The 14,480-nt window shown below is 72.1% G+C and carries 15 protein-coding genes; 6 read left to right on the top strand and 9 right to left on the bottom strand.

Features of this window, described 5'->3' with window-relative positions:
* Positions 1–89: 89 nt before the first annotated feature.
* The 4 genes from KZJ41_RS05730 to KZJ41_RS05715 form a co-directional block, all read right to left on the bottom strand.
* Complete coding sequence (locus tag KZJ41_RS05730; protein WP_029541452.1) at positions 90–440, bottom strand: VOC family protein; 351 nt, start codon at positions 438–440, stop codon at positions 90–92.
* Positions 441–500: 60 nt separating this feature from the next.
* Positions 501–866: a hypothetical protein gene (locus tag KZJ41_RS05725; RefSeq protein ID WP_065922979.1), complete on the bottom strand. Its 366-nt coding sequence runs from the start codon at positions 864–866 to the stop codon at positions 501–503.
* 325 nt (positions 867–1,191) lie between these two features.
* Entirely contained in the window at positions 1,192–3,261 is a 2,070-nt protein-coding gene (locus KZJ41_RS05720) for a copper-translocating P-type ATPase (protein WP_006940317.1), read from the bottom strand.
* 105 nt (positions 3,262–3,366) lie between these two features.
* A complete protein-coding gene (locus KZJ41_RS05715) occupies positions 3,367–3,987 on the bottom strand; it encodes a DUF305 domain-containing protein (RefSeq protein ID WP_044476156.1) in 621 nt (206 codons plus the stop codon).
* A gap of 134 nt (positions 3,988–4,121) precedes the next feature.
* On the opposite strand from KZJ41_RS05715, the gene KZJ41_RS05710 reads away from it, so the two are divergent.
* Positions 4,122–4,361: a hypothetical protein gene (locus KZJ41_RS05710; RefSeq protein ID WP_029541442.1), complete on the top strand. Its 240-nt coding sequence runs from the start codon at positions 4,122–4,124 to the stop codon at positions 4,359–4,361.
* A 182-nt stretch (positions 4,362–4,543) separates the two neighbouring features.
* On the opposite strand, the gene KZJ41_RS05705 is transcribed toward KZJ41_RS05710, so the two are convergent.
* Entirely contained in the window at positions 4,544–4,903 is a 360-nt protein-coding gene (locus KZJ41_RS05705; RefSeq protein WP_006940324.1) for an MmcQ/YjbR family DNA-binding protein, read from the bottom strand.
* Between the two features lie 93 nt (positions 4,904–4,996).
* Here KZJ41_RS05705 and KZJ41_RS05700 point away from each other — a divergent pair, with 93 nt between their 5' ends.
* Positions 4,997–5,692, top strand: coding sequence for a response regulator transcription factor (locus tag KZJ41_RS05700; RefSeq protein WP_006940326.1), 696 nt, complete (start codon positions 4,997–4,999; stop codon positions 5,690–5,692).
* Complete coding sequence (locus KZJ41_RS05695) at positions 5,689–6,810, top strand: cell wall metabolism sensor histidine kinase WalK (RefSeq protein WP_006940328.1); 1,122 nt, start codon at positions 5,689–5,691, stop codon at positions 6,808–6,810. Before KZJ41_RS05700 ends, KZJ41_RS05695 begins: the two co-directional genes overlap by 4 nt.
* On the opposite strand, the gene purQ is transcribed toward KZJ41_RS05695, so the two are convergent.
* From purQ to KZJ41_RS05680, 3 genes are all read right to left on the bottom strand, one after another.
* A complete protein-coding gene (gene purQ / locus KZJ41_RS05690) occupies positions 6,777–7,454 on the bottom strand; it encodes a phosphoribosylformylglycinamidine synthase subunit PurQ (RefSeq protein WP_006940330.1) in 678 nt (225 codons plus the stop codon). The two genes, KZJ41_RS05695 and purQ, sit on opposite strands and share 34 nt — an antisense overlap.
* Positions 7,451–7,696, bottom strand: a complete 246-nt coding sequence (gene purS, locus KZJ41_RS05685) for a phosphoribosylformylglycinamidine synthase subunit PurS (protein ID WP_006940332.1) — start codon at positions 7,694–7,696, stop codon at positions 7,451–7,453. The genes purQ and purS overlap by 4 nt, the downstream gene beginning before the upstream one ends.
* Before the next feature lie 114 nt (positions 7,697–7,810).
* Positions 7,811–10,192 carry a PAS domain-containing hybrid sensor histidine kinase/response regulator gene (locus KZJ41_RS05680; RefSeq protein WP_029541438.1) on the bottom strand — a complete coding sequence of 794 codons (2,382 nt, stop codon included), beginning with the start codon at positions 10,190–10,192 and terminating at the stop codon, positions 7,811–7,813.
* Positions 10,193–10,394: 202 nt separating this feature from the next.
* Here KZJ41_RS05680 and KZJ41_RS05675 point away from each other — a divergent pair, with 202 nt between their 5' ends.
* The 3 genes from KZJ41_RS05675 to KZJ41_RS05665 all read left to right on the top strand — a co-directional run bounded on the left by KZJ41_RS05675 (position 10,395) and on the right by KZJ41_RS05665 (position 13,778).
* Entirely contained in the window at positions 10,395–10,712 is a 318-nt protein-coding gene (locus tag KZJ41_RS05675) for a heavy-metal-associated domain-containing protein (protein WP_006940337.1), read from the top strand.
* Between the two features lie 27 nt (positions 10,713–10,739).
* A complete protein-coding gene (locus KZJ41_RS05670) occupies positions 10,740–12,980 on the top strand; it encodes a cation-translocating P-type ATPase (RefSeq protein WP_050034636.1) in 2,241 nt (746 codons plus the stop codon).
* Between the two features lie 81 nt (positions 12,981–13,061).
* A complete protein-coding gene (locus KZJ41_RS05665) occupies positions 13,062–13,778 on the top strand; it encodes a hypothetical protein (protein ID WP_006940340.1) in 717 nt (238 codons plus the stop codon).
* 10 nt (positions 13,779–13,788) lie between these two features.
* Here KZJ41_RS05665 and KZJ41_RS05660 read toward each other — a convergent pair whose 3' ends face one another.
* Positions 13,789–14,283 (bottom strand): hypothetical protein, encoded by a 495-nt coding sequence (locus tag KZJ41_RS05660; protein WP_251550352.1) that lies wholly within the window; start codon positions 14,281–14,283, stop codon positions 13,789–13,791.
* Positions 14,284–14,480 lie beyond the last annotated feature (197 nt).

Here is a 14,480-nt window from a genome sequence, read left to right as displayed (position 1 = left end):
AGTGTCTCCGCGAGCGCACCGCGTCGCCGGCGACCGCGCCGACGGGGCGGGATCGAATCCCGCCCCCGGGGCCGCGCTGCCGCCGTCGCTCAGTGCCCTCCCGCCACGCAGAACTGGTTGCCGTCCGGGTCGGTGAGCGTCACCCACCGGAACCCGCCCATGTCCTGGCGGTGCACCTCACCCGCGCCCGCCTCGACGAGCCGGCGCACCTCGGCGTCGAGATCGGGCGCCACCAGGTCGAGGTGGACCCGGTTCTTGCCCGGGGTCGGATCCGGAACCTTCTGGAAACCGAGTTTCTGTGCGGTGCCGGGCATTCCGACGATGTAGAACCAGCCGTCGTTGTCCTGCTCGATCCGGCCGCCGATCTGCTCGGCCCACCACGTGGCAAGCGGGCCGGGGTCGGCGCTGTCGAAGGTGATCATGCCGATGTTCAGTGCCATGGCCGGGACGGTAGCGGACGGGACCGACACGAGTGTGCCGCCACGGCACCGAGTTCGCCGTCAGCAGGCGGCGCGGACGAGCTGGGTGATGCGGTCCACCTGCTGATCGGTGGGGGTGACCGCCCCGTTGGCGGACAGCTCCGCGACTTGGCTGTTGATCTCCTCGTCGCTCGCCCCGTCGTCGATCAGGGGACAGGTTTCGGTGACGATCGCCTCGATGGAGGCGTCGTCCCGACCGTCGGCCAGGTTCGGGTAGCCCGTCCGGAAGGTTGCGACGAAGGTCCCCAACTTCGCTGCGTCGACGGCACGTTGGACGACGCTGGAGGCGACGCTGCCGGCCGGGCGGGTCGTGCTCTCGGGCGCGGACGTCTCGTCGTCGGATCCGCAGGCGGTGAGCAGGAAGAGGGCGGCGACCGCCGCCACCACAGCAGTCTTGGTCTTCATCGTTCGAGCGTGACACGCCGGGACGCGCCCGCGCCGGTGAAAGGCGGAATTCACGGTGAGCCGTCGCGCTCACGCGCTTCCCGGCCCGGGAAGGGGACGGCCGAACGGCCCCGGCAAAGATGCGTAATGCTACTCGAGACAACGGCGACGACGTGCGGCATAGTGGTGCCCGGCACGGCCGATCGGGGGATTCGGCGGTGCCCGCCGGAGCCGGTTGGGGGCCGCGCTCCGGACCGCAGGAGAAGGGGCCCCGCCGCCGATCGGGACGGCGGCGGGGCCCCTTTCGTCGCGTCGGGCGACGGTCGTCTCAGCTCCGGGCTGCGACCTTCGCCGGATCCAGCTCCAGCCGGCGCAGCAACTGCGCGTTCAGTGCCACGACGATCGTGGAGACCGACATGAGCACGGCAGCCACCGCAGGCGGCAGGACCACCCCGGCGAAGGCCAACGCACCGGCCGCGAGGGGCACCGCGACGACGTTGTACCCGGTGGCCCAGGCCAGGTTCTGCCACATCTTGCGGTAGCTCGCCCGCGACAGTGCGATCACCGACAGCACGGCGCGCGGATCGTCTGCGGCCAGGACCACGCCGGCCGACTCGACGGCGACGTCGGTGCCCGCGCCGATCGCGATGCCGACGTCGGCCCGCGCCAGCGCCGGCGCGTCGTTGACCCCGTCACCGACCATCGCGACGCGGTGCCCGCGGGCCTGCAGCTCGGCGACCTTCGCGTCCTTGTGTTCGGGCAGCACGTTCGCGAACACCTCGTCGATACCGAGGTCGGCGGCGACGGCGTCGGCCACCTGCCGCGCGTCCCCGGTGATCATGGCGACCTTCACCCCGCGCGCGTGCAGGGCGTCGATCGCCTGCCGCGACTCCTCGCGCACCGCGTCCTCGAGGGCGACGGCTCCCAGCACCGTGCCGTCGCGCACGACGTGCAGCACCGACGCCCCGCGGGCGACCCAGCGGTCGGTCGCGGCCGCGACGTCGGCGGGCACGTGCGCCCGCAGGTCCGCGAGCACGGCCGGACCGCCGACGAACACGGTCGCCCCGTCCACCACGGCCCGCACCCCGCGGCCGGGCAGGGAGCGGAAATCCTTCGTCGGCAACATGACTCGCCCTCCCGCGGCGGCGACGACGGCGCGGGCGACGGGGTGCTCGCTGTCGGATTCGACCGCGGCGGCCAGGGTCAACAGGTCGTCCTCGGTGGTGCCGGCGGTGGCGACGACGTCGGTGACGACGTGCCGCCCCTGGGTCAGGGTCCCGGTCTTGTCGAACAGGACGACGTCCACGCCGCGCATCCGCTCCAGCGACAGCCGGTCCTTGACGAGCACGCCGGCGCGGGCGGCGCGCTCGGTCGAGATGGCGATGACGAGTGGGATGGCCAGGCCCAGCGCGTGCGGGCACGCGATGACCAGGACCGTGACGGTACGGACGACGGCCTCGTCGACGTTGCCGAGCAGCGTCCACACGGCGAAGGTGAGGACGCCGGCGACGGTGGCGAAGTAGAAGAGGAAGGCGGCGGCCCGGTCCGCGAGCGCCTGGGCTCGCGAGGACGAGGCCTGCGCGTCGGCGACCATGCGCTGGATGCCGGCGAGCGCGGTGTCCTCCCCCACCGCGGAGATGCGGACGCGCAGTGCACTGTCGGTGGCGACCGTGCCGGCGACGACGGTGTCGCCCACGGCGCGGGGCACGGCGCGGGACTCGCCGGTGATCATCGACTCGTCCACGTCGGCGCGCCCGTCGACGACCGTGCCGTCGGCCGGGACGCGCGCACCGGCGCGCACCAGCGCGACGTCGCCGACGGCCAGGTCGGCGAGGGCGACCTGCACGACGCCGTCCGCGGTCACCTTCTCGGCGGTGTCGGGCAGCATCGCGGCCAGGGCGTCGAGCGCGCGCGACGCCGAGCCCAGCGCCCGCATCTCGAGCCAGTGCCCGAGCAGCATGATCACGATCAGCAGCGCCAGTTCCCACCAGAAATCGAGGTCGAACCCGCCCAGCCCGAGCGTGGTCACCCAGGACGCCGCGAACGCGACGCTGATGGCCATGGCGATGAGCAGCATCATTCCGGGCCGGCGGTCCCGCAGCTCGTTCCACCCGCCGACGAGGAAGGGGCTGCCGCCGTAGGCGAACACGACCGTGCCGAGGACGGGCGAGACCCATCCGGCCCACGCGGCGTCGGGCAGCGCGTAGCCGAGCAGGTCGGCGAACATGGCGCTGAACGCCACGATCGGAACCGCGAGGACCAGGCTCACCCAGAATCTGCGACGGAAGATCTCACCGTGCGGCCCGTGCCCGGCGTGCCGGTCCCGGGCGCGGTGGGCGTCGCGCGCTCCGGGCGGCGTGGTGTGGGCAGCGTGTCCGTGGTGTGCGAGCTCTGTCATGGCTCCCGCCTCGATCCGTTTCCGTTTCCGTGGACCCCTCCATTGATACCCCCTGGGGGTATAAATGGAAGGGGTGGGACGGTCACGATCCGGTCACGGCACCGACTACCGCTCGAGCATGGCGCGCATCTCGTCGATCTCCGCCTGCTGCGTCGCGATGATCGACTCGGCGAGTTGCCGCGCCTCCGGGTTCACGCCCTCGGCCAGCTCGGTCTGCGACATCTCGATCGCGCCCTCGTGGTGGACGATCATCATGGTCAGCCACATGCGGTCGAAGTCCATGCCGCGGGCCCCCATCATGGAGTCCCACTCGTCGTCGGACATCATTCCCGGCATCCCGCCGGGCATGCCCATGCCGCCGTGACCCATCCCGTCCTCGTCCGGCGCCTCCCGCCCCCAGCTGTCGAGCAGCGACACCATCTGCTCCATCTCGGGTTCCTGCGCGGCCTCGATGCGGGCGGCGAGGTCGATGAGCTGCGGATCCTCGCTGCGTTCGGGCACGGCCTGGGCCATCTGCACGGCCTGCGCGTGATGGGGATACATCTCCTGCAGGAACTCGACGTCCGCGTCGACGAACTGCGCCTGCCCGGCCGGCACCGAGGTCTGGGACGTGCCCGGAGTCGCCGTCCCCGCCTGCTGCTGCGGCTCGTCGCTGCCACACGCCACGATCATCAGGGCGAGCGGAACCGCCGCCGCTGCCGCTACTACTCTCTTGTTCCACAACATGATTCGACGGTACCCGCCGTATCGGCCGAGTCCGGGGCCGCAGCCCCGCCCCGGCCGGTCCTTCATCGAAACTTCATCGGCCGCAACGCCCGCCCACACGCGGCGGCGCGCACACTCGTCGTAGGAGGTGCGCGATGATGGGTTGGTACGGCGGCGCAGGCTGGGCCGCCGCCCTCGCAATGGGTGTGTTCTGGCTGTTGCTCGCCGGGGTGGTGGTGTGGGCGGTGGTCCGGGCGGCGGCGCCACCGGATCCCGGCGACGACGCCCGCCGGATCCTGGACCGGCGGCTCGCCTCCGGCGAGATCGACGTCGCAACCTACCGGACTCTGCGCGACGAACTGGACGCGCGGCCCCGACGACGGACGCGTCGATAGATCCGCCTGCTCGATACGCGATGCAGCACGTTCACGGGGTCACCGCGATCCGATCCGTCGTCGACGGGTCGCCGAACAATTCTCTGCCGCAACCCGAGTGGCGGGCAGCCGGGGGCGCCCGGCCCTCGTCCCCCGCGGCATGGTCACCCGAGGCATGGTCGGCACCCTGCGGCACTCGCTCGTCAGCGATGTTCCCGGCGGGCATCGAACGCCGCGACGACCCGCTTCGGCGCGGTCAGCCGCCACGCATCCTCGATCAGTTCCGCCAACTCGACCGTGTCGACCGCGGCGAAAACCACGTCGATCCAGCCGTAGCGCCCGAAGAACGGGGCCGCGCGGAACACGTCCGGATCCTCGTGGAGCAGGGCCGCCTGGGTGTCCACGGTGGCTTTGAGGCAGACCGTGGCCGCACCGTAACCCAGGAGGCCGAACATCTTGTTCCGCACCCGGTACGTGGGTTGGTCACCCCAGCTGTCCACCACCACTTCACGTGCCTCGGGCAGCGCCAGCATCATCGCGCGTACACTGTCCGCGCTGGGCATGGGATCTCCTCGGTCGGCGGACAGGGCCACCCAGTTGTACACCCGACCCGCGACAGGGAACGGACGGCCGCGAGTGCTGGGTACCCTGGCCGCGTGCACACCCCCGGCCCCCGCATCCTCGTAGTCGACGACGAAGCCGCCCTGGCGAAGGTGGTGGCCAGCTATCTCGAACGGGAGGGCTTCGAGGTCGCGCTCGCCTACGACGGACCGACGGCCGTCGCGCTGGCTCGGCAGACGGACCCGGTGCTCGTGGTGCTCGACCTGATGCTGCCGGGATTCGACGGCATCGAGGTGTGCCGGCAACTGCGGACCTTCTCGGACGCGTACGTGCTCATGCTCACCGCCCGTGGCGACGAGGTGGACAAGGTGATCGGCCTGTCGGTGGGCGCCGACGACTACGTCGTGAAGCCTTTCGGGCCACGGGAGCTCGTCGCCCGGGTGCGTGCCATGCTGCGCCGGCCCCGCAGTGGCACCGCGGCGGAGGCACCGCGCCGGATCGGCGGGCTCGTCGTCGATCCGGTGTCGCGCACCGTCTCGGTCGACGACGCGCCGGTGGAGCTGACACGCACGGAATTCGATGTGCTGCTGGCACTTTCGGATCGACCTTCGGCGGCGCTCTCACGCCGGCAGATCATCGACGAGGTGTGGGGGCCGAACTGGTTCGGCGACGAGCACATCGTCGACGTCCACATCCGCGCCCTGCGCCGCAAGCTCGGCGACGATGCCGCCGCCCCGCGCTTCGTCCGGACCGTGCGCGGGGTCGGGTATGCGATGGAGGCCGCGCGGTGAACCGGCTGGGACTGCGCGGGCGGCTGCTGATCGCGCAACTGCTCGTGCTGTTCGTCGGGGCCGCGACGCTCACCGTCGTCGCGACGCTGGTGGCCGCCCCGCTGTTCCATTACCACCTCGCCCACGCGGGCGTGGAGGACACGCAGGTCCGCCTTCACACCGAGGAGGCGTTCGCGCAGGCCGGGGCGGTCGCGCTCGCCGCCGGGGCAGCCGTCGCGCTCGGTGCCGCGGCGATCACGTCCGTGGTCCTGGTGCGCCGCATCACCGCGCCGGTGGGCCGGCTGGTGGAGGCCGCGGGCCACGTCGCCCGCGGCCGCTACGACGTGCCGATCACCCGGTCCGGCGACGCGGACTTCGCCCGGCTCGAGAACGCCTTCGCCGACATGGCGGGCCGCCTGCACAGCACGGAGCTCTCACGACGCCGGCTGCTCGACGATCTCGCCCACGAACTGCGCACACCCGTGGCCACGCTCGAGGCCTACCTCGAGGGCATCGAGGACGACGTACTGCCCGCCGACGCCACCTCGTGGCAGGTGATGCACCACCAGCTCGACCGGCTGCGGCGTCTCGTGTCGGACCTGTCCGACCTCTCCGCCGCGGACGAGCACGCGCTCGCCCTGCACCCCGAGGAGGGCGACCTCGCCGCGGCGGTGACGGCATCGGTCTCGGCCGCGGCACCGCGGTTCGCCGACAAGCAGGTCGGGCTCGGGACGGAGCTGCCCGAGGCGCTGCCGCCGGTCCGGTTCGATTCGCAGCGAGTGGCGCAGATCCTGGCGAACCTGCTCGAGAACGCCCTGCGTCACACGCCGGCCGGGGGCCGGGTGGTCGTCACGTGCGAGCGCGCGGACCGGGCGGCCGTGCGGGTGCGGGTCCGCGACACGGGCGACGGCATCCCCGCGGATCAGCTCGACGCGGTGTTCGAGCGGTTCCACCGGATCGATCCGGCCCGCAGCCCCGGCGGCAGCGGCCTGGGCCTGACCATCGCGCGCAGTCTCGCCCGCGCCCACGGCGGCAATCTCACGGCCGCGAGCGACGGGCCGGGGCGCGGTGCCCGCTTCGACCTGACCCTGCCCACGAACGGGAATCAGGCAGAGACGACCGCGTCGAGAACGCTGTAGAACATGCCGAGCCCGTCGTCGCTGGGACCGGTGAGCGCTTCGGTGGCGTGCTCGGGGTGCGGCATCAGGCCGACGACGCGGCCGTTCGCCGACGAGATGCCCGCGATGCCGCGCTGGGAGCCGTTCGGGTTGTCGCCGGCGTAGCGGAACACCACGCGGCCCTCACCCTCGAGTTCGTCCAGCACCTTCTCCGAGGCCTGGAACCGGCCCTCACCCGACTTGAGGGGCACCAGGATCTCGGCCCCGGCCTCGTAGCGGGTGGTCCACGCGGTGGTGTTCGACTCCACCTTCAGCCACTGGTCGCGGCAGATGAAGTGCAGGCCCTCGTTGCGGGTGAGGGCCCCCGGCAGCAGACCCGCCTCGCACAGCACCTGGAAGCCGTTGCAGATGCCGAGCACCGGCATCCCGCCCCGAGCGGCCTCGACGACCTTGCCCATGACCGGGGCGAACCGCGCGATGGCGCCGCAGCGCAGGTAGTCGCCGTAGGAGAAGCCACCCGGCACGATGACCGCGTCGACTCCCCTCAGGTCGGCGTCGCCGTGCCAGAGGCTGACGGCCTCACCGCCGGCGAGTTCGACGGCGCGGGCCGCATCGATGTCGTCGAGCGTGCCCGGGAAGGTGATGACTCCGACGCGGGCACTCATGCGTCACCGTCGATCCGCCGCACGGTCCAGTCCTCGATGACCGTGTTGGCGAGCAGAGCCTCGGCGATCTTCTCGACCTCGGCGTCGTCGACGCTGCCGTCGACCTCGAGCTCGAAGCGCTTTCCCTGACGGACGTCGGACACGCCCGCGAAGCCCAGTCGCGACAGCGCCCCGACAATGGCCTGGCCCTGAGGATCGAGAATCTCGGCCTTGGGCATGACTTCGACGACGACACGAGCCACGTGCTGCTCCTCGGTAGTAGTGCTGGCGCCCGGGGACGGACACCGGACAGCCCGCAGTTTACCGGCCGACCCGAGCCGGTCCGGAATCGGCAGGGCCCGACGCCGGCGGCCCCGTCACGGCTGTGGCGGCCCCGGCTCGGCGAGCGACGCCGTGAAGTTCTCGACGATCTCGGCCGCGAGGGTGCGGACCTTGACGTTCGTCGCCTGCGACATCGCCGACAGCTGCGCGAACGCGGTGTCCGCGTCGACCCGGTGCGCTGCCATGAGCAGGCCCACGGCCCGGCTCGTGACACTCCGTGTGTCCAAGGCGGTCCGGAGCGAGGCGGCCTCGCGCTCGCCGGCGGCGAGCAACGCCTCCCGCAGCCGCGACATCTCCAGGTGCACGCGGACCCGGGCGATCAGCTCGCTGGGATGGAACGGCTTGACGACGTAGTCGTCGGCACCGGCCCGCAGCCCCTCGACGGCGGACTCCGATCCGGCCCGGGCCGTGAGCAGGATCACCGGCAGCCGCACCAGCCGTTCGTCGCCCCGCACGTCCTGCAGCAGCGACAACCCGCTACGTCCGGGCAGCATGACGTCGCTGAGGAGCAGGTCGGGAACCTCCGTCCGGATCCGCTCGAGCGCGGACTCGGCGTCGGCGGTGACGTCGACGTGCCAACCCTGCGCGGCGAGCAGGTCGACGAGATGGTCACGCATGTCCGCGTTGTCCTCGACGAGGAGCAGGCGCGGTTGCCCCTCGCGCGGTCCGGCGCCGGGGGTCGCGACGGGCCGCCACGCCTCGGCCTCCCCCAGATACGCCGCGCCGGCGGACGCCACGACGTCGTCCGCGGCGCGTGGTGCCGGCTGCGCGCTCGGCACCGCGGGCACCGTCACCGTGAACACCGAGCCGTGCGGGGCGACGGCGTCGACGGACACCGAACCACCCAGGGCGGCAACGAATTGCGCGACAAGAGACAGCCCGATGCCCGAGCCCTCGCGGCTGCGGCCGGACCGGTCGCCGATCTGGTAGAAGCGGTCGAAGATCTTGCCCCGCTCGGCCTCCGCGATGCCTGTGCCGGTGTCGGCGACACGCAGCACCAGGTTCGCCCCGTCACCCCGCAGGGACACGGCGACCGATCCCTCCGGCGTGAACTTCATCGCGTTGGACAGCAGGTTCAGCACGATGTGCGTCCACATCGCCCGGTCGGTCGCCACGTACCGGGTCGGCACATTGTCGACGTCGACGAGGAGCGCGAGCCCCGCGCGGTCCGCGGCGTCGCGGAACAGTTCGGCGGCCTCGCGCGTCACCGCGACGATGTCGGTGGGCTCGGTGTGGGCGTCGAGCCGGCCGGCGTCCCCACGCGCAACGTCGAGCAGCATGTCGACGAGCCGCTGCAGGCGCAGGGCGGCCCGCCGCGCCGCCGCGACGGCGTCGACCTGGGCGGGTGGCAGCGCGGCGGCGTGCTCGTCGAGCAGGGTCTGCAGCGGCCCGAGGAGCAGCGTCAGCGGGGTGCGGAACTCGTGGCTGACGTTCTCGAAGAACCGGCTCTTGGCGGCGTCGAGCTCGGCGAGTTCGGCCGCCCGCCGGCGTTCGGCCTCGTAGGCCTGCGCATCGGACAGAGCCGTGGACACGCGGACCGCGACCATATCGAGGAACACCCGGTACTGCTCGTTCAGCTCGCGGAACCGGCTGATGCCGAGCACGAGGGAGCCGGCCGGGCCACCAGCGGAGACCGGGAGCGGCAGGACCACCGCGGTGTCGCCGTCGCGGCCGAGGTCCGCGACGGTCTCGGCCTTGCCGGACTCGGCGACCCGGGCGATCACCTCCGGCAGGTCCGACGCGGCGCCGGGAGCGGTGCCGAACTCGGCGACCGTCACCGTCACCTCGTCGCGGCACAGGTGGGCACTGCCGAACGGCAGATCGTCCTCGTGGCCGGCGAGCAGGCCGAGCGCAGCCCGGCAGGCATCGTCGGCGGTATCGGTCTCCGTCATCGAGAGCTGGCCGAGTTCCCGCAGGACGGCGGCCCGGCGCTCGGCGAGCACCTGCTCGGTGACGTCCGTGGTGGCGACGAAGATGCCCGCGACGGTGCCGTCGGCGGCCCGGACGGGGCTGTAGGAGAACGTCCAGTACGTCTCTTCCGTGTAGCCGAATCGGTGCATGAACAACTGCATCCGCTCCGACAAGGTCGGCTCCCCGCGTTGCGCCTGGGCGAAGAGGGCGCCGACGAAGTCCCAGATCTCGCCCCAGCACTCGGAGGCCCGCTGGGCGACCGCCGCCGGAAACTTCTCGCCGAGGAGGGGCCGGAAGGCGTCGTTGAAGATCTGCACCAGTTCGGGGCCCCAGCACAGCAGCATGGGCACCCGCGACGGAACGACGGTCCGCACGGCCGCCGTCAGTTCGGGAGGCCAGGTGTCGATCGGCCCCAGCGCGGTCGACGCCCAGTCGGCGGCGCGGTGGGCGGTCGCGGTGGGATCCGATTCCGGGAACAGGGCGCGGGCCGAAGTCTCGTCGTTCACCTCGGTGTCGCCTCACATCCTTGCCGTCGGTCCTGTCGGAGGTTCTCAGGATAAGGCGGGCCGGCCCGCCGCTTTCCGGGCCTTGTCCCGCCCCGACGGCACGCGGCATTCCTGAAGATTCGATGAAGAGCACGTCCCGCCCTGGCGGTTCAATACCCCTAGGGGGTATAAATGGGGTGCACCCACGCAGAGGAGAATCGCGATGACCCGGCTCCTGCCCCTGACCGACACGGCCAGCGGCTGCCGCTGCGGCAGCCACCCCACCGAACCGACCGGACCGAGCAGTGAGGACCCCCGAATGAACACCCAGGCCTTCCCCGTCGTCGGCATGACCTGCGGCCACTGCGCCGGCGCCGTCACCGAGGAACTGCGCGCCCTGCCCGGCGTCGAGGACGTACACGTCGAACTGGTCGCGGGCGGCGTCTCCACCGTCACGGTGACCAGCGTCGACGGAATCGACGACGAGGCCGTCGCCACCGCGCTCGACGAGGCCGGCGACTACCGCCTCGCCCCGCAGTGACCCGCCGACCCGAGAAGGGACCCGCCCATGACCACGGGTGAGATGGTGCACGAGGTAGAACTCTCGATCGGCGGCATGACCTGCGCCTCCTGCGCGGCGCGCATCGAGAAGAAGCTCAACCGGATGGACGGCGTGACCGCCACCGTCAACTACGCGACGGAGAAGGCGAAGGTCACCTATGCGCACGGGGTCGCCCCCGACGACCTCGTCGCGACGGTCGAGGCGACCGGCTACACCGCCGCGCTCCCCGCCCCGCCCCGGGCCGAGGAGGCCACCGAGGCCGCCCCCGAACCGGACGAGGCCGCCGCCTGGCGTCAGCGCCTGACCGTCTCCGCGGTCCTCACCGTGCCGGTGGTACTGCTGTCGATGATCCCGGCGCTGCAGTTCGACAACTGGCAGTGGCTGACCCTGACCCTCGCCTCCCCCGTCGTGGTGTGGGGGGCACTGCCGTTCCACCGCGCCGCCTGGACCAACGCCCGCCACGGCGCCGCCACGATGGACACCCTCATCTCCGTCGGCGTCACGGCCGCGTACCTCTGGTCGCTGTGGGCATTGTTCTTCACCCACGCCGGCATGACCGGGATGCGGATGACGTTCGACCTGCTCCCCACCGGAAGCTCCGAGCCGCACATCTATCTCGAGGTCGCCGCCGCCGTCACCACCTTCATTCTCGCGGGGCGCTATTTCGAGGCCCGCGCCAAGCGGCAGTCGGGCGCGGCCCTGCGGGCACTGCTCGACATGGGCGCCAAGGACGTCGCCGTGCTGGGCGACGGTGACACCGAAACCCGGATCCCGATCGGCCGGCTCACCGTCGGCGACCGGTTCGTCGTGCGTCCCGGCGAGAAGATCGCCACCGACGGCGTCGTCGTCTCCGGCACCTCCGCCGTCGACGCGTCGATGCTCACCGGCGAACCCGTGCCCGTCGAGGTCGGGCCCGCGGACCCCGTCGTCGGCGCGACCGTCAACGCCGGCGGCCGGCTCGTGGTCCGCGCGACCCGCGTCGGCGCCGACACCCAGCTCGCTCAGATGGCGCGGCTGGTGACAGAGGCGCAGAACGGCAAGGCCGAGGTGCAGCGGCTCGCAGACCGGGTGTCGGCGGTGTTCGTCCCGATCGTCATCGGGCTGTCGCTGCTCACCCTCGCCGGCTGGCTCCTCACGGGCAACTCGGTGACCGCGGCGTTCACCGCTGCCGTCGCAGTACTGATCATCGCCTGCCCCTGCGCGCTGGGCCTCGCGACCCCGACCGCACTGCTCGTCGGCACCGGCCGCGGCGCCCAGCTCGGCATCCTGATCAAGGGACCGCAGATCCTCGAATCCACCCGCCGCGTCGACACCGTCGTGCTCGACAAGACGGGCACCGTCACCACCGGCCGCATGGCCGTGGCCGCGGTGCACGCGGCGGACGGCGGCTCCGAGGACGAGGCGCTGCACCTGGCGGGGTCGCTCGAGCACGCCTCCGAGCACCCCATCGGGCGCGCCGTCGCCGACCGGGCCGCGGCCACCGGGGCTCTCTCGCCGGTGGAAAGCTTCGAAAACCACGGTGGACGAGGGGTTTCCGGTGTCGTCGACGGACACGCCGTGCTCGCGGGCCGGCTGTCCTGGCTGCGCGACGAGTGGTCGCTGACCGCGCCCGAATCGCTGCGACGGAGCGCCGGGGCCGCCGAGGCCGAGGGCCGCACACCGGTGTGGATCGCCTGGGACGGGCGCATCCGGGCGATCGTCGTCGTCTCGGACACCATCAAGGACACCTCCGCGTCGGCGATCGCCGATCTGCGCGAACTCGGCCTGCGGCCGGTGCTGCTCACCGGCGACAACCGCAGCGCCGCCGAGACCGTCGCGAAGCAGGTCGGCATCGACGAGGTCATCGCCGAGGTCCTGCCCGCCGACAAGGTCGACGTGGTCAAGAGGCTGCAGGAAGAGGGCCGGGTCGTCGCCATGATCGGCGACGGCGTCAACGACGCGGCCGCCCTCGCCCAGGCAGACCTCGGACTGGCGATGGGCACCGGCACCGACGTCGCGATCGAGGCCTCCGACCTGACGCTCGTGCGCGGCGACCTGCGGGCCGCTCCCGACGCGATCCGGCTCGCCCGCGCCACCCTGCGCACCATCAAGGGCAACCTGTTCTGGGCGTTCGCCTACAACGTCGCGGCCCTGCCGCTCGCGGCGCTCGGGTTGCTCAACCCGCTGATCGCCGGCGCGGCGATGGCGTTCAGCTCGGTGTTCGTGGTCAGCAACAGCCTGCGGCTGCGGCGGTTCAGCCCCCGCTGAGGCCCGCACCCACGACGCGCTGCCGGCGGAAGGTCTCCGATTCGCCGGCAGCGCGTCGTCGTGCTGTGTCACGCTCGTGCCATGGAGGCGGAGCGGGACCAGCTGCTGCTCACGGTGCGTAACCTCGCCCGGTTCCACCGCGAGCACGAGAAGTTCTATTCCGAATCGCCGTTCCACGACGTGATCCGGCTGCACCGCAGCTCACGTGCCCTGAAGGCGCTCGCCGAGCGGTGGTCGGTCGTCGCACCACTCGAACGGACGTCGCCGAGCCCGTTCGCCGGCGCGCCCGACCTCAACGACGATCGGGCCACCGAGACGCTCGGCATCCTGTTCATGGAGAGCGGCGACGAACCCGCCGAGATCACCAGACTGAAGGCCGACCTCGGGGCGCTCGCCGAGGCGAACCGGACGACCGGGCAGTGGCTCGCCGACGCCATGGCGACCGCCTGGGACGTGCTCGAGGCGCTGCTGGCCTACCCGGGCCTGGCGGACCTGCTCGCCGAACGGCACCGCATCGTCACCAACGACTGGCAGTGCGCGACGACGGCCCAACTCGTCGCCCGCAACCTCGACCGGGCGGTCGCGATCCTGGGACGCATCGACTTCACCGCAGCCGCCCTGCGCGCGGACCTCGCCGGGGACCGCATCGCGCCACGTTACGTCTTCTCGGCCGCGGAAATGATCGACCACGCCGCCGATCTCGCGGCGCAGAGCGCGGTGCTCACGCACGAGAACGAGCGGCGCTGGCGGATCTTCCACGATCGGGTCGAGCAGATCGTCGCCGGCCCGGAGCCGTAGCCCCGGCCGCTCAGCACCCCTGCGTGTCGAGGAGGACACAGTCCCACGTGACGGTCCGCTCCGCCGGGATGCGGCCACCGCCCTCCCACAGCGTCGGCGGCCCGGACGGGTGCACCGAATACCAGCCCGGATACCGGGTCGGCGTGCGATTCGCGAGCTGGGTGATCCAGCCCCGGCGCACGATCCGGCCCCGCGCGGTCGGCACCGTGCGGTGGAACACACCGAGGTAGCGGTCGTAGAGCAGGCAGCCGGAGACCGTGTCCCGCCCGTCCTCCGGATATCCGGGCGGGAGCAGCGCCGACACCCCGTCGCCGAGGTGCGCGACCCGGTCGAACCCACCCGGCGTGCTCGCCGGGACCCGCTCGACGTGAGCGGGCAGGTTCCGGCTGATCAGTTCCGGCGGCAGCATGTGCGGCAGGCACCACTCGGTCGTGCCCTCGATCGTGTCCCCGACGTGCAGCCGTTCGTAGCTGGGTTCGAGGTCGACGAGCATCCAGATCCTCACGCCCGCCACCCTCGCCGACCGGCCGGCACCCGAGCGAGCGGACCCGAGGGCGCAGCAGTGTTCCCGTCGTTACCGACCCGGGCACCGATCGGAGTCGGCTCGGTGAAACGATGCATCATCACAGCCCGGTGCACTCGACGAAGGCCCGGAGGGCGACGCCTCCGGGCACCGGGATACCGTGCGGCCGCCCTACCCGC

Source organism: Rhodococcus sp. 11-3 (genome assembly GCF_023704055.1).
Lineage (GTDB): Bacteria > Actinomycetota > Actinomycetes > Mycobacteriales > Mycobacteriaceae > Rhodococcus > Rhodococcus aetherivorans.
Note: the sequence above shows the minus strand (reverse complement) of the source record. Positions and strands in the feature narration are given on the sequence as shown.